The sequence below is a fragment of the Sulfuriferula sp. AH1 genome (genome assembly GCF_002162035.1).
In the GTDB taxonomy this organism is placed as follows: domain Bacteria; phylum Pseudomonadota; class Gammaproteobacteria; order Burkholderiales; family Sulfuriferulaceae; genus Sulfuriferula.
This window is the reverse complement of record NZ_CP021138.1, coordinates 1,066,478-1,084,660: the sequence shown is the minus strand read 5'-3', so window position 1 is coordinate 1,084,660 and position 18,183 is coordinate 1,066,478. Positions and strand designations below refer to the sequence as shown.

Below are 18,183 nucleotides of genomic sequence, written 5' to 3'. Positions count from 1 at the left end.
TCCATTGACGAAACAACTCGTTAACCGGGTACGCCCAACAATTTGAATTCGATAACGACCTCATCCTGCACGGCAAGAAGACCACCCAGCGCTGAATAAGGCTGCACGCCAAAATCGGTTTGACGCAGCACCAGCGCCCCTGTGACGGCGGCAGAGTTCGGCAAACCTTCAACGCCAAGCGGAATCCACATCTCGCGTTTCTGGCCGTGCATTTCGATCTGCACCTTGACAGCGAATTTCGGGGACTCTCCAACGATCTGCAGGGAATGCACACGGACAAACGGGAATTTGTCCGCCTGCAGATTATCATCACCGAGCATGTGCTTGCGCACGCCGTCGATATCCTCCGGGGTAAGCATGGACGAGAAAGCACTGCCGAGGTCCGATCTGTACGCCGGATTATCGATTTCCAACTGGTCGAGACGGAATTCAAGATCAAATCGGGCATTTGACGCCCCGGCGGTCGGCAGATAAAGAAATCCGGCGAACCGGGGAGCCGAGAGGACATGATTGTGTCCCAGCTTTGCTGCACGGCCTCCACGGAACACATAAATCCGGATCGCCGATTTACCCGGATCGAGAGTGAAGACCCTGCCCCCGGCTTCTCCCAGCGCGACGTATGCGGCCTTCAATTCCGTCCGATGGTCGCTCCGGGTCAGCGGCACCTCATCCGCCGTTGAGGCTGGCGGCACGCCAGCACAGCTCTGCAGGATAATGACCGTAGCGATGCCGAATAAAACGACTGCAGCCTTCTTCATATCCATTATCTCCATGTCGGCATATATTTAACGTAATCGGCTGTGTTCATAACCGCAACACCATCCGCATATGAGGGATTCCGGCATCGTCGAATTCCGTCCCCTCCTTGATGAAACCCAAGGTATGATAGAACGGCATGGAAATCACCTGCGCATCGAGGATAACCGAACTGAAGCCGGATTCGGCAGCATACCGGATTCCCCGCAACATCAGTTTCGTCCCCAGACCCTGGCGTCGCAAAGGCTGTTTGACCGCAACCCGTCCGATCTTGATTTGATCTCCGTATGACAGCAATCTGAGCGTTGCCACCACTTTGCCATTCTGTTTCATAACGAAATGGATGGCTGACGTATCATGCTCGTCGATTTCGAGCTCCAGCGGCACGTTCTGCTCGACGACAAAGACTTCGCGGCGCAGGGCAAATGCTGCCTGAAGCAGAGCGGAATCTGAATTTACGACTAGTATCTCTTCTGTCATGCCGGTCTTTCTGTTCAGCGATTGAAGTTATCAGTACCCATATTGAACTGAAGCGGAAGTCAGGGCCAATAAAAATTTACAACCGCATCAATTAGGCTACATAATCCAATCATCTGAACATACATAAACGATAAGCAGATGACAACCGACACTTCCTCATCCCAAACCATGTCACAAGCAACAGAAAAAACCCTGAATCAAGCGATCGCGCTGCACCAGGCCGCCAAGCTTGAAGAAGCAGAAGCCCTTTACCGGGATATCCTGCAGACACTGCCCACTCATCCTGAAGCCAACCACAATCTGGGCGTACTGACATTACAGACTGGAGAGCCGGCTGCCAGCCTGGCATTTTTCGTGGTCGCACTGGACGCCGACCCGGCCAACGGCAGGTATTGGGTAAGCTATATTGATGCGTTATGCCGAGCCGGCCAATTCGACGAAGCGCGGCAAATACTGGCGCTTGCCCAGCAGCATGGCTTGCAGGGCGAGGATGTGGATGCACTGGCTTTACGCTTGAACGATGGCCCGGCATCTTCGGCGCAATCCCCCGACACCCAGGATGCCCATGTAAAAAAACCGGCTGGGCAGAAATCGCACGGCCCCGCACAACAGGAAATCGACACACTGGTAACGCTATTCAACAGCGGGCGCCTTGACGAAACCATAGCACTCGCCCGGACATTGACCGAGCATTACCCGCAGCACGATTTTGGCTGGAAGGCGCTGGGAGCGGCATTCAAGCAAATGGGACGCAGTGCCGACGCGCTGGTTCCGATGCAAAAAGCGGCTGCGCTTTCTTCCAATGACGCGGAAGCACACAACAATCTGGGCATCACCCTCAATGATCTGAAACGCCACGAGGAGGCTGAAGCCAGTTACCGCAGGGCGATCCGGATCAACCCGTCTTTTGCCCAGGCACATAGCAATCTGGGCGTGACCCTTCATGACCTCAACCGTCTGGATGAAGCCGTAACCTGCTATCGCACGGCGCTCAAACTCAATCCGGATTACGTGAGGGCACACAACAATCTGGGTGCCGCGCTCCATGATCTCAGGCGTCTGGACGAGGCCGAAGCGTGTTACCGCAAAGTATTACGACTCAGTCCGGAGCATGCCGATGCGCATCGTAATCTGGGCGCCACCCTGCACGACCTCGACCGTCTGGACGAGGCGGAAGCCTGCTATCGTGAAGCGTTGCAACTCAATCCGCGCGATGCGGATGCGTATAACTATCTGGGAATCACGCTCAGGGATCTGGGCAGATTGAGCGATTCCGAGACGGCCTTTCGCCGTGCGCTGGAAATCAACCCTCGCTGCGCCGATACCCGCCATAATCTGAGTCATACGCTATTAACCCTGGGCAAGCTTGCCGAAGCCTGGCAAGAATACGAATACCGCTGGGATGCCAAGGCGATAAAGACCATGCAGCGCCCCGTTACCGTTCTGCCGCAATGGACGGGACAGACGCCTTTATCCACTGATCGCCTGTTGATATTCAATGAACAGGGCATGGGCGACAAGATACAGTTTTCGCGCTACCTCACGCTGGCGGCAAAGCGTTTTCCCGGCGGGATCAGCATCGTCACCGTTGCGCCCTTATTGACGCTGTTCCGCCGTTCGTTTCCCGATATCGAAATCATCGATGCCGTACCCGCCGATCAGACAGCCTGGCAATGGCAATGCCCGCTGCTTTCTTTGCCATTGGCAATGGGCACCCGACTGGAAAGCATCCCGAATCAGGTCCCCTATCTGATTCCAGACCCAATAAGGATGAGCTACTGGCAATCGAAAATCGCTGCACTTGATCTGCCTGCCTCCACCCGCAAGATTGGTGTGGTCTGGAAGCCGGGCAGCAAGATGAAAAACGCAGCGTTGCGCGCCCTTGCCTTGCAGCAGATATTCCCCCTGCTCAATCTGAGCGGTTGCAGCTGGTTCAGCCTGCAAAAAGAGCCGGATCCCGACAAAGCGTCACGGATTGCTTCCGGCAAGCTGATCGACTGGTCGGATGAGTTCAACGATTTTGACGACACTGCCGCATTGGCGGCCAAACTTGATCTGATCATATCCGTTGATACCGCAGTAGCGCATCTGGCGGGAAGTCTCGGCCAGCCGACCTGGCTGTTGAATCGCCATGCAGGCGAATGGCGCTGGCTACGCGAGCGCACAGACAGCCCGTGGTACCCGACCATGCGCATATTCACGCAATCACGATCAGGCGATTGGGAAAGTGTAATACGGCAGCTATGCGATGCGCTACGCAATGCGTCATGAGTTCCCCGCTGGCAGCCGCATTCTTTAAAGTTGCTGACAAATTTGGATAAAGACACTATCAGCACTTGCCCTGTACGAGCAGGTTTCGCTATTATGATGGTGTCGCTCGACGCTTATTCACAATACCAAGGCAAAGCGATGATGCATATACGCATTAAATGCCGGATTGAAAACCTGCGAAAATTAAAAATCCTTCAATTCCCATGTTTTTGAGTCCCGGACATCACGCAATTCCACCCAACCTCGGAGGAGGTAATGAACGGAAACATCCATTCTAAAGATCAGTCGCGCCCGGCTCCGGCAAATACCGTTCAATACGAGGTATTAACCGAACAGGAAAAGGAAAAAATCCTTACGCTGCAGCAGGCTATTTTAGAATTGGTGGCGCTGGGCCATGACCACAAGGAAATAATCGACGACCTGTGCCGACTCGAAGAACAGCTGTTGCCCGACTCCGTTGCCTCCGTGATGCTGCTGGATGAAAAACAGCAGCATTTGAATGTATTTGCCGCCCCCAGCATCCCGCCTGAAGGAATCAGCCAGTTAAACGGTTTGCGCCCAGGTCTGGGTGCTGGCTCATGCGGCAACGTGATTTACCGCCAGGAACCGGTTTTTGTCTCGGACACCTTCACGGATTCACGCTGGGTAGATTTGCTGCCCATCGCCGTCAACCTCGGTCTGCGGGCATGCTGGTCGATGCCCATTTATACTGCCGGTCAGAAGATAATCGGCACCTTCGCCCTCACCAGCTTTGAACAACGCACCCCCAGTCTGTTTCACCGCAAATTGCTTGAAATCGGCGCCTCCATCATCGGCATCGTGCTGGAACGCAACAAACAGGCGGATTTTCTACGCCTTGCCGCCAATGTGTTCGAGAACAGCGGCGAATGCATCATCATTACCGATGCCGAGCAATCCATACTCTCGGTCAATAAAACCTTTACCGAAGTGACCGGCTACAGCAGCGATGAAGTGATCGGGACCAAGCCGGACATGCTGAATTCCAGTCTGCATAACGCGGAGTTCTTCCAGCATATAACCCGGACCCTGCTCGAAAACAACTACTGGCAAGGCGAAATATGGAACCGGCGCAAAAATGGCGGGATATATCCATTATGGCTGGGTTTGACTGCGGTACGGGATGAAGATAATCAAATCTGCAATTACATCGGGATATTTTCTGATGTCACCGAACGCAAACTGGCAGACGAAGCGTTAAAGATAGCCGCATACCAGCAACTGGCCCTGCTCAACAACATCACCGACATAGCCTGGCTGAAAGATAAGGAAAGTCGCTTTATCAGCGTCAACGAGCCCTTCGGCGAGGCATGCGGATTGACGCCTCAGGAATTGATAGGCAAAACCGATCTCGATATCTGGCCGCTGGAGCTGGCCACGGCTTATCGCAAAGACGAGCTTGAAGTCATCAACACCGCAACAGGAAAAAAAGTAGAGGAACGCCTGCAAAAAAGAGACGGCAAAATCTCGTGGATAGAAACTATCAGATCCCCGATTTTCAATGAAATCGGCCAGGTGATAGGCACGACCGGCGTTGCCCGCGACATCACCGAGCGCAAGCTGGCGGAAGATCAGCTGCGGCTGCTCGCCAAGGTATTCGAATCCAGTTCCGATGCGATCATCATTACCGATGCCGAGCGTAACATCGTCACCGTCAATTCAGCCTATACCCGCCTGACCGGCTATACCGTCGAGGAAATGGCAGGCAAATCGCTGCAGCTAAGCTCGGACGAGCATGTTACACCAGAATTTTCCCGCGAAATCTGGCAGTCGATCGATGACAGCGGCCATTGGCATGGCGAGATATGGGATCAGCGCAAGGATGGCGAGCTTTATCCAAAATGGTTAACCGTCGACGTATTGCATGATAAAAACGATCTGGTCACTCACTATGTCGCCGCATTTTCCGATATCAGCGAACGCAAGGCCGCCGAGGAAAAGATCCGCTACCTGGCCCAGCACGACATACTTACCGGATTGCCCAACCGGGCATTGTTTACCAGCGAGCTGATCCAGTCCATCGCAAATGCCAAACATCATCAACAACGGCTGGCACTATTTTTTATCGATCTGGATCACTTCAAGAATATCAACGATTCACTCGGCCATCATTATGGCGATTTATTACTGCAGGCGATCGCTGAACGGCTCAAATCCAGGATCAAGGGAACGGATTCGATTTGCCGCCAGGGCGGCGACGAGTTCATTCTTATTCTGCAGGACATCAATACCCCCGATGAAGTAGCCCATATTGCCGAGCGCCTGATTGCGGTACTGGCCTCCCCTGTCCAGCTTAATTCCCATGAAATCGCCATCTCGGCAAGTATCGGCATCGCCTTGTATCCGGAAGACGGCGACAATGAAGAAACCCTGGTCAAGAACGCCGATGCCGCCATGTACCACGCCAAGCAGTCCGGCCGCGACCAGTACCGCTTCTTCGTAAAAGCACTCAACGATACCGTGCATGAACGGCTGACGATAGAAAACGGTTTGAGGAAAGCGCTGGAAAGAAACGAATTCGAACTGTATTACCAGCCTCAGCTCAATCTTACTAGCGGTGCGATGATAGGCGCAGAAGCCCTCATCCGCTGGCATCATCCCGAGCTCGGCATGATACCGCCAGCACGATTCATCCCGATTGCCGAAGACAGCGGCCTGATCATCCCCATCGGCGACTGGGTACTGAAAGAAGCCTGCCGTCAGGCCGCTGCCTGGCACCAGGCTGGCATGACTGAGTTAATGATGGCAGTCAACCTTTCGGCCGTGCAGTTCAGGCGTGGCAATGTCGAAAAAAGCATTTACGATGCACTGAGCGAATCCGGTCTGGACCCTGTATTTCTCGAGCTGGAACTGACTGAATCCATCCTGATCCAGGACACCGAAAAAGTGCTGGCCACGGTACAGCGCCTCAAGACGCTGGGCGTAAAACTGTCGATTGATGATTTCGGTACCGGCTATTCCAGCCTGTCATACCTGAAACGCTTTAACGTGGATAAATTGAAGATCGACCAGTCTTTCATCCGCAATATGGTCGACACGCCCAGTGATGCGGCCATCGTTCATGCCATTATCCAGATGGCGAACAGCCTGAACCTGAAAACCATTGCCGAAGGTGTCGAAGACCAGAACATGCTCGCGCCATTACGTCTGCATCGTTGCGATGAAGCACAAGGCTATTATTTTGCACGCCCCATGCCTGCCAGGGAACTGGTGCGCTACGCCGCAGACAAATCGCCTAAAGGCTAATAGCGACGCACACTTGCTGCGTCCATCACTTCTACCTGATTGCTGTCCGGGTCGGGGATATAAATCGAGCGGGTGGCATCCCGATGGGTAGTCAGCGGACCAAACTGCGCAGCGTCTGGATGAATGAGCGCAATATGCGGCGGGTGCTGCGAGGAAGTCACCAGCGCCAGACTGATATTGGCGAACTTCAGCAATGCCCAGGTGGCATCCTGATAAGCGACATCACAATGAAACTGCTCGCGATACCATGCGACACTGGCAGCAATATCGCTCACCGGAATGGCGACATGATGGATCTGGTCTAATTGCGGCTGAGTGGACATCGATCTGCTCCCGTTGAAATCATAGACGAAAACACAATAACAACCAATGCCCGATTAGGCAAGCGACGCTCATGCCCCCAGTGGCTCTATTCCCGCCAGGGTCATGAATGCCTGCTCGCGCAGGGTTCCCACGAAATCCTTGTGATAGGCGCGTCCGGCATCACTCTCACGCGATGCCGCGTAAAGGCCGCTCCACAAACCGCGCTTGGTGATGGGGCGGGCAACGACATAGCCGCGCTCCAGGTACGACTGCACCGCCCATGCCGGCAGGGCGGCCAAGCCCTTCCGGCTGGCTACCAGCTGCACGATGGCCACGGTCAGCTCGGCCTGACGGCGCTCGGGCGCAATGCCTGCCGGTTTGAGCACGCGACGCACGACATCAAGCAAGCGATCCGGGGCCGGATAGGTAATCAGCGTATCATTCGCAAAATCTCTCGCGGTCAGATACGGCTTGCTTGCCAGCGGGTGTCCGGTTGCCATCAACGCCAGCATCTCGTAGCGAAACAATGGGTTAAACACCACATCTTTGTGCTTTCCAGTCTCGGACACGATCACCAGATCGGCCTTGTCTTCATCCAGCAACGTGACCGGGTCGGTATGAAAACCGCCCACCAGATCCATTTCCACTTCCGGCCAGTGCGCGCGATAGGCATCCATCGCAGGCATCAGCCAGTCATAACAGGTGTGGCATTCGACGGCGATGCGCAATTTACCCGGCTGATTATCTTCTGCCAGCCGCGCCAGGTCGCGTTTAACCGCATCGATTCTGGGCATGATCTCTCGGGATAACGCCAGCAGCAACTCCCCGGCCGGTGTTAATCGCAACGGACGTGCGCGCTCAAACAGGCTCACCCCGTAATGCGACTCAAGCGCCACCAGTTGATGGGAAAGCGCGGACTGCGTGAGGTAAAGCCGCGTCGCAGCACGGGTGATACTGCCGCTGTCATTCAGGGCTTCGATCAGACGTAAATGTTTAAGAGCCAGCATATATGAATAAAATTCATGGAGTTTACGAAAACAATTCGTTTGTATCATAAATCATATTGCCGCAAGATGCACGTCATCAATCAACGGAGTAAAAACATGACCACGATACATAGCCTGGGCTTTCCCCGCATCGGTAAAAACCGCGAACTCAAAGTCGCACTGGAGCAATTCTGGCGCGGCGAAATCGACTCGACCGCACTCGAAGCCAGCGGGCGCGAACTGCGCGCGCGCCATTGGCAAATCCAGCAGGCTGCCGGCCTGGATTTTGTCAGCGTGGGCGATTTCGCCTACTACGACCAGATGCTCAATCACATCCAGTTGCTTGGTTGCGAAGCCAGCCGCTTCCATTTCACCGGCCAGGAAACGGAACTGGGCCGCTACTTTACCCAGGCACGCGGCGTGGCTGACGAAGCCCCCGCCTGTTGCGGCGGCCACGCCCACCAGGATCAGGGCACATGGGCACTGGAAATGACCAAGTGGTTCGATACCAACTACCATTATCTGGTTCCGGAATTCACTGCAGATACGCAATTCAAGCTCAATTCCAGCCGCCTGTTTGATGAAGTAGCCGAAGCCCGGGCGCTGGGCCATCAAGTCAAGGCCACCTTGATCGGCCCGCTCACTTTCCTCTATCTGGGCAAGGAAAAGACCGCCGATCTCGACCGCCTGCATCTGCTGGAGCAATTGATCCCCGTGTACTGCGAGATTCTGCTCAAGCTCAAAAACCAGGGCGTAACATGGGTACAAATCGATGAACCCATCCTGTGTCTGGATCTGCCTGTCGAGTGGAAGGCTGCATTCGAGTCCGCTTACAATCGGTTAAACGCGGTCGGCATCAAGCTGCTGCTGGCGACTTATTTCGGCGCGCTGGAGGACAATCTGGTCCTGACATGCAACCTGCCCGTCGCCGGATTGCACATCGACGCGGTACGGGCGCCGCAGCAGATCAGCAACGTGCTCGACCGTCTGCCGCATTACAAGGTGCTGTCACTGGGTGTGATCGACGGTCGCAATATCTGGCGCACCGAACTGGACCAGGCACTGACCCTGATAGAAGATGCACGCACCAGACTCGGTGAGCGGCTGTGGCTCGCGCCATCCTGCTCACTGCAGCACGTACCGGTGGATTTGTCTTGCGAAACCGCGATGGATGCAGAACTGCGTTCATGGCTGGCATTTGCCGTGCAAAAGCTGGACGAGCTCGGCGCACTGAAAACGGCGCTGGATCAAGGCATGCTGGCTGCCGAACCGGTATTTACCGCATCCCGTGTCGCTGCCGCGTCCAGGCGCAACAGCCCGCGCGTGCACAACCCCGGGGTCGCAGCGCGCCTCGCCGCATTACCCGCCGATGCGGACCAGCGCCATTCGCCATTCAAGGTTCGCCAGGCGCTGCAGCGCAGCCGTTTCAAATTACCGCTATTCCCCACCACCAGCATCGGCTCATTTCCGCAGACCAAAGCCATCCGCTCTGTACGTGCTGCCTACAAGCGCCATGAACTGGCAGCGGCCGACTATATCAAAGCCATGCAAGCGGAAATCGGATTTGCCGTGAACAAGCAAATCGAGCTTGGACTGGATGTGCTGGTGCACGGAGAAGCCGAACGCAACGACATGGTCGAATATTTCGGCGAACAGCTGTCGGGATTCGCGTTCACGCAGAACGGCTGGGTACAGAGCTACGGCTCGCGTTGCGTCAAGCCGCCTGTCATTTACGGCGACGTGGCGCGCCCGCATGCCATGACCGTAACCTGGACAAGCTATGCGCAAAGCCTGACCAGTCTGCCGATGAAAGGCATGCTGACCGGGCCGGTCACTATCCTGCAATGGTCGTTCGTCCGCAACGACCAGCCTCGTAGCGCTACGGCGCTGCAAATCGCCCTGGCTATCCGCGACGAAGTGGTTGATCTGGAACACGCCGGCATCGGCATCATCCAGATTGACGAACCGGCCATACGCGAGGGCTTGCCATTGCGCCGCAGCGAATGGAACGACTATCTGGCCTGGGCTGGCCGCGCCTTCCGCATCTCGGCTTCCGGGGTCGGCGACGACACCCAGATCCATACGCACATGTGCTACTCGGAGTTCAACGACATTCTGCCCGCCATCGCAGCACTGGATGCCGACGTGATTACGATAGAAACGTCGCGTTCCGATATGGAATTGCTACGCGGCTTCGGCGAATTCAACTATCCTAATGAAATCGGTCCCGGCGTCTATGACATACACAGCCCGCGCGTGCCTGCTACCGAAGAAATGGTGCGATTGCTGAAAAAAGCCGCCGAAGTGATTCCTGCCGAGCATCTCTGGGTCAATCCCGACTGCGGACTCAAAACCCGCGGCTGGCCGGAGACCGAAGCAGCACTGGCGAATATGGTAGCCGCTGCCAAGGCATTGCGATAATGCGGCGTAAATAAAAAAGCCCCGAGGTGGTTACCTCGGGGCTTTTTGTTGCGTGAAATGGGTTATTGACCCATACGGCTGCGCATCATGCCGCCACCGCCGCTACCCATGCGGGATTGCATTTTGGTTTTCATGCCGGTCATTTTGCTTTGCATGTTGGATTGCATGGTTTCCTTTTGAGCTTGCTGTTGCTCCGGGGTCATGCTGTTCCAGTTTTCCTGTTTTTGTTGCGCTGTTGTCTGACCTTTTTGTTTGGCTGCAGCGATTGCGGCCTGCTGTTGTTCAGGGGTCAGGTTCTGAAATGCCTGCGCGCGTGCTTGGGCGCTTTCCATGCTGGGGGAAGTGCTGGTTGTATCTTCAGCGAAGCTGGCTTGTGCCACCATTGCTGTGAATGCGACAACGATCAGGCTGGTCTTTTTCATTTGCTTACTCCTCAATATCAATTCAAAAAAACGCTAAAATTTAGACGGGTGTCAGTGCTGCTGACGGAGTCAGTATGGGGCTGGTTTGTTATATGAATGTTTCATCCCGGCAGAGAAGCGTTACAAATTGTTACAGAGTCAGTCCCGCAAACTCAGCACATCCTGCATATCATAGTAGCCTGCGCCGCTTCTTGCAAGAAAACGCGCCGCACGCACTGCGCCCTGCGCAAAGGTCATGCGACTGGAAGCCTTGTGCGTAATCTCGACCCGCTCGCCGATACCGGCAAACATCACGGTATGATCGCCCACGATATCGCCACCGCGCACAGTGGCAAAGCCGATGGTAGAGGGATCGCGCTCGCCGGTGACGCCTTCGCGCCCGTACACGGCACATTCGCTCAAATCGCGCCCCAGGGCAGCGGCAACCACTTCACCCATGCGCAATGCAGTCCCGGAAGGCGCATCCACCTTGTGACGATGATGTGCTTCGACGACTTCGATATCATAGCCTTCGTTCAGCACTTTGGCAGCGATTTCCAGCAGTTTGAATGTCAGATTTACGCCCACGCTCATATTGGGTGCAAATACCACGCCGATATCCTGGCCGGCTTCGGCAATGAACTGCTTTTGTTCCAGGCTGAAGCCGGTGGTGCCGATAATGATATTGACGCCAAACTGGCGACACAATGCCAGATGCGTCAGCGTTCCTTCGGGGCGGGTGAAATCGATCAGTGCGTCAGCGCCTGCCAGTGTCGCAGCAATATCGTTGCTGACCAGCACATCGCTTGTGCCGCCGATGGCAGAAGCCGGTCGCCCCAGATAAGCGCTGCCGGTACGTTCCAGCGCGCCATGCAATTCGCAATCAGGCGACTGACTGACCGCCTCCAGCAGGACCTGCCCCATGCGTCCGGCGCTGCCGGCAATAACGATCTTCAAAGGCGCCTTCATGCTCATTGCGTCACCGCTGCGGGTTTACCAGTCACTACAGAGGTATCTGCCGGCGCTGCAGCAGGTACTGCATTCGCTTTATCGCTGCTTACCGGCGCTGTTTTCGTGCTGTCATTCAGCATGTCTTCGATGCGCTCCAGCTTGTCGCCATCAAAATACAGGACAGCCCGGCGTTCTTCCGCCAACTTGCCGTTTTTACGATAGATATAGATGTAATCCCAGCGATTGGCGTGGAACACGTCCGTCACCAATGGAGTACCCATCACGAATTTAACCTGCGCACGCGTCATGCCGGGATGCAATTTGGCCAGCATATCCTGGTCAACAAAATTACCCTGCTGAATGTCGATTTTATAAGGCGTCAAGGAAGAAGCGCTGAATTTGGGCATTGAAGGCAGATGACTGCACCCCATTAATCCCGCTGATACTAATGTCAAAACAATAAGCGTGCGCATAACTGGTATTTGCAAAGTCATGTAAAGCCTCTATGATAGCTTAAATCATTTACAAGAAACATGTCCCATTATGAGCGCACCATCGGATTTGAAAAATATCGGCTTGAAAGCCACGCTGCCACGGCTAAAAGTGCTGGAACTGTTTGAAAACAGCGAGAAACGCCACCTTACAGCCGAGGATATTTACCGCATGCTCATCGCGGAAGAAATCGACATCGGCCTGGCGACGGTTTATCGCGTACTGACCCAGTTTGAGCAGGCGGGGCTACTGATACGCCATCATTTCGACAGCGACAAGGCTGTCTATGAACTGAATGCCGGCGAACATCATGACCACCTGGTTTGTCTGCAATGCGGCCATGTGGAAGAATTCTTCGATGAAGAGATCGAGCGCCGTCAAAGGAAAATCGCTACGGAACGCGGCTTCACCATACACGACCATTCGTTGCACCTGTACGTGGACTGTATCAAGGACCCGTGCCCGCACCGCATCCGCAAATAAACCATCAACGCATTATCATCTTTACCAATTTTATGGATATATACGGCATCCCCAATTGCAACACTGTCAAAAAGGCGCGTGCCTGGCTGGAGCAGCACGGCATCGCTTACCAGTTTCACGATTTCAAGAAAACCGGCGTCACCGCCGCGCAGCTCAGTGCATGGGCGCAACAAACGGGCTGGGAAAAACTGCTCAACCGCCAGGGCACGACCTGGCGCCAGCTAAGCGATGACACCAAGGCCGCTGTCACCACACCGGCCGCAGCCTTTGCGCTGATGGCGGAAAAAACCAGCGTCATCAAACGCCCCGTCCTGATTCATAACGGACAGATACTGGTCGGCTTCGACGAAGCTGCGTACACTGCCGCCCTCAAGTAACCAACAGAACCCATCATGACCGATACACTCACGCTCACCCAAGACCTGATTTCACGCCAATCCAACACGCCGGACGACGCCGGCTGCCAGGCGCTCATGCAGTCGCGCCTGGAACCGCTGGGCTTTCGTTTCGAATATATAGTTTCCAACGGCGTCACCAATTTATGGGCCAGGCGCGGCGACAGCGCACCAGTGGTCTGCTTCGCGGGACACACCGACGTAGTGCCCACCGGCCCGGTGGATAAATGGCACTCCGATCCGTTCACACCGACCATCCGCGACGGCCAGCTCTACGGCCGCGGCGCGGCGGACATGAAAGCCTCGCTCGCCGCATTCGTCACAGCGATCGAGGGCTTTGTCAGTCGGCACCCGGACCATAAAGGCTCCGTCGCCCTGCTCATCACCTCCGACGAAGAAGGCATCGCCACCGACGGCACCATCAAAGTGGTGGAAACGCTGGCTGCGCGCAATGAGAAAATCGATTGCTGCATCGTCGGCGAACCGACCTGCGTGGACAGACTGGGCGACACCATCAAGAACGGGCGCCGCGGTTCATTGTCCGGCCGGCTTACCGTCAAAGGCATCCAGGGCCACATCGCCTATCCGCATCTGATTCGCAATCCCATCCATCAGGCCGCGCCGGCAATTGCCGAACTGGCTGCGACGGAATGGGATCAGGGTAATGAATATTTCCCGCCTACCAGCTGGCAGATTTCCAACATCCACGGCGGTACCGGCGCCACCAACGTGGTGCCCGGCACCGTAGATATCCGTTTCAACTTCCGCCACTCCACCGCCAGCACCAAGGACAGCCTCAAGCAGCGAGTGCATACGATTCTCGACAAGCATGGCCTGGAATACGATCTGGAGTGGGAAGAATCCGGCAATCCCTATCTCACTCCGCGCGGCAGTCTGGTGGCCGCCATCAGCGCCGCAATTAAAGAAGTCACCGGAATAGACACCGAGCTGTCCACGACCGGCGGCACTTCCGACGGTCGTTTTATCGCCGCGATTGCCGAACAGGTCGTCGAATTCGGCCCGCTGAACGCCAGTATCCACAAACTTAACGAACACGTTGCCGTGGCTGATCTTGAGCCGTTACGTGCGATTTACCAAACCACTTTGGAACGCTTGCTGACGCCATGACTACCAACTACTTTCTGGATACCGATGCGCTGATCACCGTGCGCGACTGGCTGCGCTTCGGCATCAGCCGCATGAACCAAGCCCATCTGCATTTCGGCCACGGCACCACCAATGCACTGGATGAAGCCGCTTACCTGATTTTGCATACCTTGCATTTGCCGATAGACAATCTCGAGCCGTTCCTGGACGCCTGCCTGACCGAAGTCGAGCGTGAAGACATACGCGATGTATTCGACCGCCGCGTCAATCAGCGCATACCGGCGGCCTACATCACCCACGAAGCGTGGCTGGGCGATTTCAGTTTTTATGTTGACGAACGTGTCATCATTCCGCGCTCGTTCATTGCCCAACTGCTGCGCGAACAGCTCGTCCCGTGGGTTGCCGATCCGGAATGCGTCACCAGCGCGCTGGATTTGTGTACCGGTTCCGGCTGCCTGGCCATTTTGCTGGCCGAAGCCTTCCCCAATGCCGACATCGATGCGGTCGACATCTCGCCGGACGCACTGGAAGTCGCCGAACGCAACGTGGGAGAATATGGCCTCGAGGAGCAGATCACGCTGGTGCAGTCGGATCTGTTTACCGAACTGGGCGACCAGCAATACGATGTCATCATCACCAACCCGCCCTACGTCAATGCCCCCAGCATGGCCGAGCTGCCGCCCGAATACCAGGCGGAGCCGGAACTTGCGCTCGCCAGCGGCGAAGACGGCCTCGACCATATTCGCACCATCCTCAAACGCGCGGCCAAACACCTCTATCCCAAAGGCCTGCTGATAGCCGAGATCGGCCACAACCGCGACGTGCTCGAAACCGAATTTCCGCATCTGCCGTTTACCTGGCTGGAAACCGAGGGCAGCGATGAATTCGTCTTCATCCTCAGCAAGGAACAGTTGAACATGCTGTAAATTAACGGGTGATGCGACATTTTCCTGATGTTGAATTCCAGCGAGGCAGGATATGAGACTGAAAATCCTCGGCTGCAGCGCCGGCATCGGCGGAACAAGACGCACCTCCGCCCTGTTGCTCGACGATGACATTCTGATTGACGCCGGTACCGGCACCGGAGATTTGACGCTGGAAGAGATGGCGCGGATCGACCATGTTTTCCTCACCCACAGCCACCTCGACCACTCAGCCTTCCTGCCGTTGTTGGCTGACGCCAGCGCCTTCATGCGCCAACGCCCGCTGGAAGTCCATGCGTTGCCGGAAACGATAAACGCACTCAGGGAAAACATGCTGAACGGCAAATTATGGCCGGATTACACCATACAGCCCAGCATGGAAAAGCCCTATATCCGTTTCCATGCCCTGACCTGCAACGAAACCATCGTACTGGAAAAACGGCGCATAACACCCCTGCCCGCAAAACACTCCGTACCCGCAGTGGGCTACCGGCTCGACAGCGGCACCAGCAGCTTCGTCTATAGCGGTGATAGCACTCTGTGCGATGCCTTCTGGGAGGCGCTAAACGCCATCGACAATCTGCGCTATCTGATGATAGAGACGACTTTTCTGAACAAGCTGACCAAAACCGCAGCACCGGCTTCCGGGCATATGACGGCCAACCTGCTCGCACAAGGTTTAAAACAGCTAAAACGACCGCTGAACATTCTTATCACCCATATGGAACCGGGCAAGGAAGGTCAAACGATGGCCGAGATTATGACAGCGACCGGAAGTCACTTACCCGTTGCCGTGGCTCAGGGTCAGATTTTCAATCTCTGACGTGCCTGCAACAATGCCGCTCACCCGGCTCGCTCGATTCATGCCGAATTGGTGTTTTTCTGCGGATCGAAATAAAAGGTGACGCGGGCACGGGGATTGAGATACTGACGTGCTTCGCGTGTCAATTCGGACGCACGCAGACTTTTATTGATTTTAAGGTCCGGCTCCGTCGCCAGACATGCCACTATCGCTTCATCCTTGGGAATGCTCTCATCGTAAATCAGGACATTGGGTTTCAAAGGACTCACCGAATTAACCGACAGCACCAGGCCGAACATGGCATTGGAAAGCTGCACGATACTGCCCGGCGGATATACGCCCAGACAATGAATAAACGCCTTGAGCATGCCATCATCGAACTGGGCACGCCTGAGCGCAAACATACGCGACAGCGCTTCAGCAGGGGTAAGCCCGTTTGCCGGATTGACCGGGTTGCACAGGTTATCGTAGGTATTAACGATAGACACTATCCGCGCCAGAGGCGAAATATTGCCCCCCGACAGTTTACGTGGATAGCCACTGCCATCCATGAATTCGTGATGCTGGATAATGATTGCCAGCGCAGCATTGGACAGACCGATTTTCTTGGCAAAAACCGCACCGAAATCACAATGCTGCTCCAGTATGGCCTGTTCTGGTTTGGTCAACGGCTCCGGCTTGGACAGGATCTTGTGCGGAACTTCGCTCTTGCCAACATCATGCAACATGGCGCCCATGCCGAGCTCGTGCATCTGTTCACCGCTCAACCCCAGTACATTGGCAAGCATCAGGGATAGCACAGTGACATTAAGCGAATGGAAATACACGTCATCGCCAAGCTTCCCGCTCATGGCATGGATCAGCACGTCGCCTTCATTCTGTATGCTCTTGACCATCTTGCCAACCAGCGCCTCGGTTTGTGCAAACGCCTCCTGCGGCCGGCTATGAATATTACGCGTAATGTTTCTGACCGTATCTGCCGCGCGCACGAACTCGTGCTCGACTCGGCTGATTTCGTTCTTGATGTGCTTTAACTGGGCTATTCTGACTTTTTTTGCCTCCATCAACGCGATATCGGCAACCGCAACGGAAGGTTTCTGTCTTGATACAGATGCAGGTGCAGACTTTACTGGCAGCGGCTTGCAGACGCTTTTCCCCTGCTCGTAACGAATACGCGTCAGCTTGAGCTTGCGTATGGTATCGATCTGTTCCTGGGTCTTGATCTTGAAGCTGCTGAAAACAAAGGGATGATCCATCCATCCGAGATCGAGATGGACATAGAGCCCAACGCATAACTGCTCAGGATTAATGTAATCGGAATCAACTGGCATAACGATATTATCGATTCTGGGGGAGCTCAAATGCACGATATTATTTTTAATAGGAACAATATCCTGGCAGGTAATTTCCCTGATGACGGAACGAAATAACATTAAGCCGCCTCCAGCCTTCCCGAGGCCGGGATTAGCGAAAATTCTATCACAACAGCGGGTTTGACGAACAAAGCTGGGCGCGCGGCCTGATACGGAACCGCCGGTTTACCGAATCTGCGCAAACCGGCGGCAATTACTGATAACGCATGCTTCTGATTATAGATCGCCGTTTGCACCGGCATTCACGATCTCGATCAGACCATTGCGGATGGTGGTGATTTTCTTCTCGAGCTCAGGCGTCATTTTGGAGGTTTTAGCCAGTTCCTTGACGTTCATGTCCATCATTACCAGCCAGGCCTGACCTGTTTTATCCTCAATCAGGGCGATACGGCATGGCAGGAATATCGCAAAATCCACATTCATCTCGACCAGATCCTTGGCCGTCAGCGCATCGCAGAACTGATAGATCGACATACGCCGCTGCGGGCTGCCTACCATCGCCTCGACCTGCTTGGACAATGGCAATTCCGCAACCAGCTTGATATTCAGCGCATTGGCACGCAGTTTCATGGATTCGACCGCATCATCCATGCTTACACCCTTGGCCAGAGGCACTTTGTAAACGCCAGGCATGATCGACGAAGTCGCCGCAGGGGTTTTGGCATTCGATTCTGCGGCATGTGCGACAGGCATCAGCAGTGCAAAACCGAGCACGACATATCCTGCCAGTCTATTTATCGCAAGTTTCATGGGTTTCTCCTTAGAAAATGGATGG

The 18,183-nt window shown here is 55.0% G+C and carries 17 protein-coding genes; 8 read left to right on the top strand and 9 right to left on the bottom strand.

Going from position 1 to position 18,183, the window contains the following annotated elements; all coding sequences use genetic code 11:
• Positions 1-20: 20 nt before the first annotated feature.
• Both CAP31_RS05640 and CAP31_RS05635 read right to left on the bottom strand, forming a co-directional pair.
• Entirely contained in the window at positions 21-758 is a 738-nt protein-coding gene (locus CAP31_RS05640) for a YceI family protein (protein WP_157662663.1), read from the bottom strand.
• Positions 759-804: 46 nt separating this feature from the next.
• Positions 805-1,236 (bottom strand): GNAT family N-acetyltransferase, encoded by a 432-nt coding sequence (locus tag CAP31_RS05635; protein WP_087446642.1) that lies wholly within the window; start codon positions 1,234-1,236, stop codon positions 805-807.
• A 138-nt stretch (positions 1,237-1,374) separates the two neighbouring features.
• Here CAP31_RS05635 and CAP31_RS05630 point away from each other — a divergent pair, with 138 nt between their 5' ends.
• Positions 1,375-3,507 carry a tetratricopeptide repeat protein gene (locus CAP31_RS05630; RefSeq protein WP_087446641.1) on the top strand — a complete coding sequence of 711 codons (2,133 nt, stop codon included), beginning with the start codon at positions 1,375-1,377 and terminating at the stop codon, positions 3,505-3,507.
• A gap of 255 nt (positions 3,508-3,762) precedes the next feature.
• Positions 3,763-6,771 (top strand): EAL domain-containing protein, encoded by a 3,009-nt coding sequence (locus CAP31_RS05625; RefSeq protein WP_087446640.1) that lies wholly within the window; start codon positions 3,763-3,765, stop codon positions 6,769-6,771.
• Here the strand turns inward: CAP31_RS05625 and CAP31_RS05620 are convergent.
• Complete coding sequence (locus tag CAP31_RS05620) at positions 6,768-7,094, bottom strand: VOC family protein (protein WP_087446639.1); 327 nt, start codon at positions 7,092-7,094, stop codon at positions 6,768-6,770. The two genes, CAP31_RS05625 and CAP31_RS05620, sit on opposite strands and share 4 nt — an antisense overlap.
• A 69-nt stretch (positions 7,095-7,163) precedes the next feature.
• Positions 7,164-8,081, bottom strand: a complete 918-nt coding sequence (locus CAP31_RS05615; RefSeq protein ID WP_087448277.1) for a LysR family transcriptional regulator — start codon at positions 8,079-8,081, stop codon at positions 7,164-7,166.
• Positions 8,082-8,177: 96 nt separating this feature from the next.
• Between CAP31_RS05615 and metE the strand changes: the two genes are divergently transcribed.
• A complete protein-coding gene (gene metE, locus CAP31_RS05610) occupies positions 8,178-10,481 on the top strand; it encodes a 5-methyltetrahydropteroyltriglutamate--homocysteine S-methyltransferase (protein ID WP_087446638.1) in 2,304 nt (767 codons plus the stop codon).
• Positions 10,482-10,543: 62 nt separating this feature from the next.
• Here the strand turns inward: metE and CAP31_RS05605 are convergent, their stop codons facing one another.
• The 3 genes from CAP31_RS05605 to CAP31_RS05595 all read right to left on the bottom strand — a co-directional run bounded on the left by CAP31_RS05605 (position 10,544) and on the right by CAP31_RS05595 (position 12,240).
• A complete protein-coding gene (locus CAP31_RS05605) occupies positions 10,544-10,903 on the bottom strand; it encodes a hypothetical protein (protein ID WP_087446637.1) in 360 nt (119 codons plus the stop codon).
• Between the two features lie 138 nt (positions 10,904-11,041).
• A complete protein-coding gene (gene dapB / locus CAP31_RS05600) occupies positions 11,042-11,851 on the bottom strand; it encodes a 4-hydroxy-tetrahydrodipicolinate reductase (protein ID WP_223247384.1) in 810 nt (269 codons plus the stop codon).
• 2 nt (positions 11,852-11,853) lie between these two features.
• Positions 11,854-12,240: an outer membrane protein assembly factor BamE gene (locus CAP31_RS05595; RefSeq protein WP_223247383.1), complete on the bottom strand. Its 387-nt coding sequence runs from the start codon at positions 12,238-12,240 to the stop codon at positions 11,854-11,856.
• 136 nt (positions 12,241-12,376) lie between these two features.
• On the opposite strand from CAP31_RS05595, the gene fur reads away from it, so the two are divergent.
• The 5 genes from fur to CAP31_RS05570 are packed head-to-tail and all read left to right on the top strand — an operon-like array spanning position 12,377 to position 16,056.
• A complete protein-coding gene (gene fur / locus CAP31_RS05590; RefSeq protein ID WP_087446634.1) occupies positions 12,377-12,808 on the top strand; it encodes a ferric iron uptake transcriptional regulator in 432 nt (143 codons plus the stop codon).
• Positions 12,809-12,840: 32 nt separating this feature from the next.
• Positions 12,841-13,185: an ArsC family reductase gene (locus CAP31_RS05585; protein ID WP_087446633.1), complete on the top strand. Its 345-nt coding sequence runs from the start codon at positions 12,841-12,843 to the stop codon at positions 13,183-13,185.
• 15 nt (positions 13,186-13,200) lie between these two features.
• A complete protein-coding gene (gene dapE, locus CAP31_RS05580) occupies positions 13,201-14,331 on the top strand; it encodes a succinyl-diaminopimelate desuccinylase (RefSeq protein ID WP_087446632.1) in 1,131 nt (376 codons plus the stop codon).
• Entirely contained in the window at positions 14,328-15,236 is a 909-nt protein-coding gene (gene prmB, locus CAP31_RS05575; protein WP_087446631.1) for a 50S ribosomal protein L3 N(5)-glutamine methyltransferase, read from the top strand. The genes dapE and prmB overlap by 4 nt, the downstream gene beginning before the upstream one ends.
• Positions 15,237-15,288: 52 nt before the next feature.
• A complete protein-coding gene (locus tag CAP31_RS05570) occupies positions 15,289-16,056 on the top strand; it encodes a 3',5'-cyclic-nucleotide phosphodiesterase (RefSeq protein ID WP_087446630.1) in 768 nt (255 codons plus the stop codon).
• A 38-nt stretch (positions 16,057-16,094) separates the two neighbouring features.
• Here the strand turns inward: CAP31_RS05570 and CAP31_RS05565 are convergent, their stop codons facing one another.
• Both CAP31_RS05565 and CAP31_RS05555 read right to left on the bottom strand, forming a co-directional pair.
• Positions 16,095-17,366 (bottom strand): HD-GYP domain-containing protein, encoded by a 1,272-nt coding sequence (locus CAP31_RS05565; protein ID WP_189836646.1) that lies wholly within the window; start codon positions 17,364-17,366, stop codon positions 16,095-16,097.
• 258 nt (positions 17,367-17,624) lie between these two features.
• Positions 17,625-18,158 (bottom strand): DUF302 domain-containing protein, encoded by a 534-nt coding sequence (locus CAP31_RS05555; protein ID WP_223247382.1) that lies wholly within the window; start codon positions 18,156-18,158, stop codon positions 17,625-17,627.
• Between the last annotated feature and the right edge of the window lie 25 nt (positions 18,159-18,183).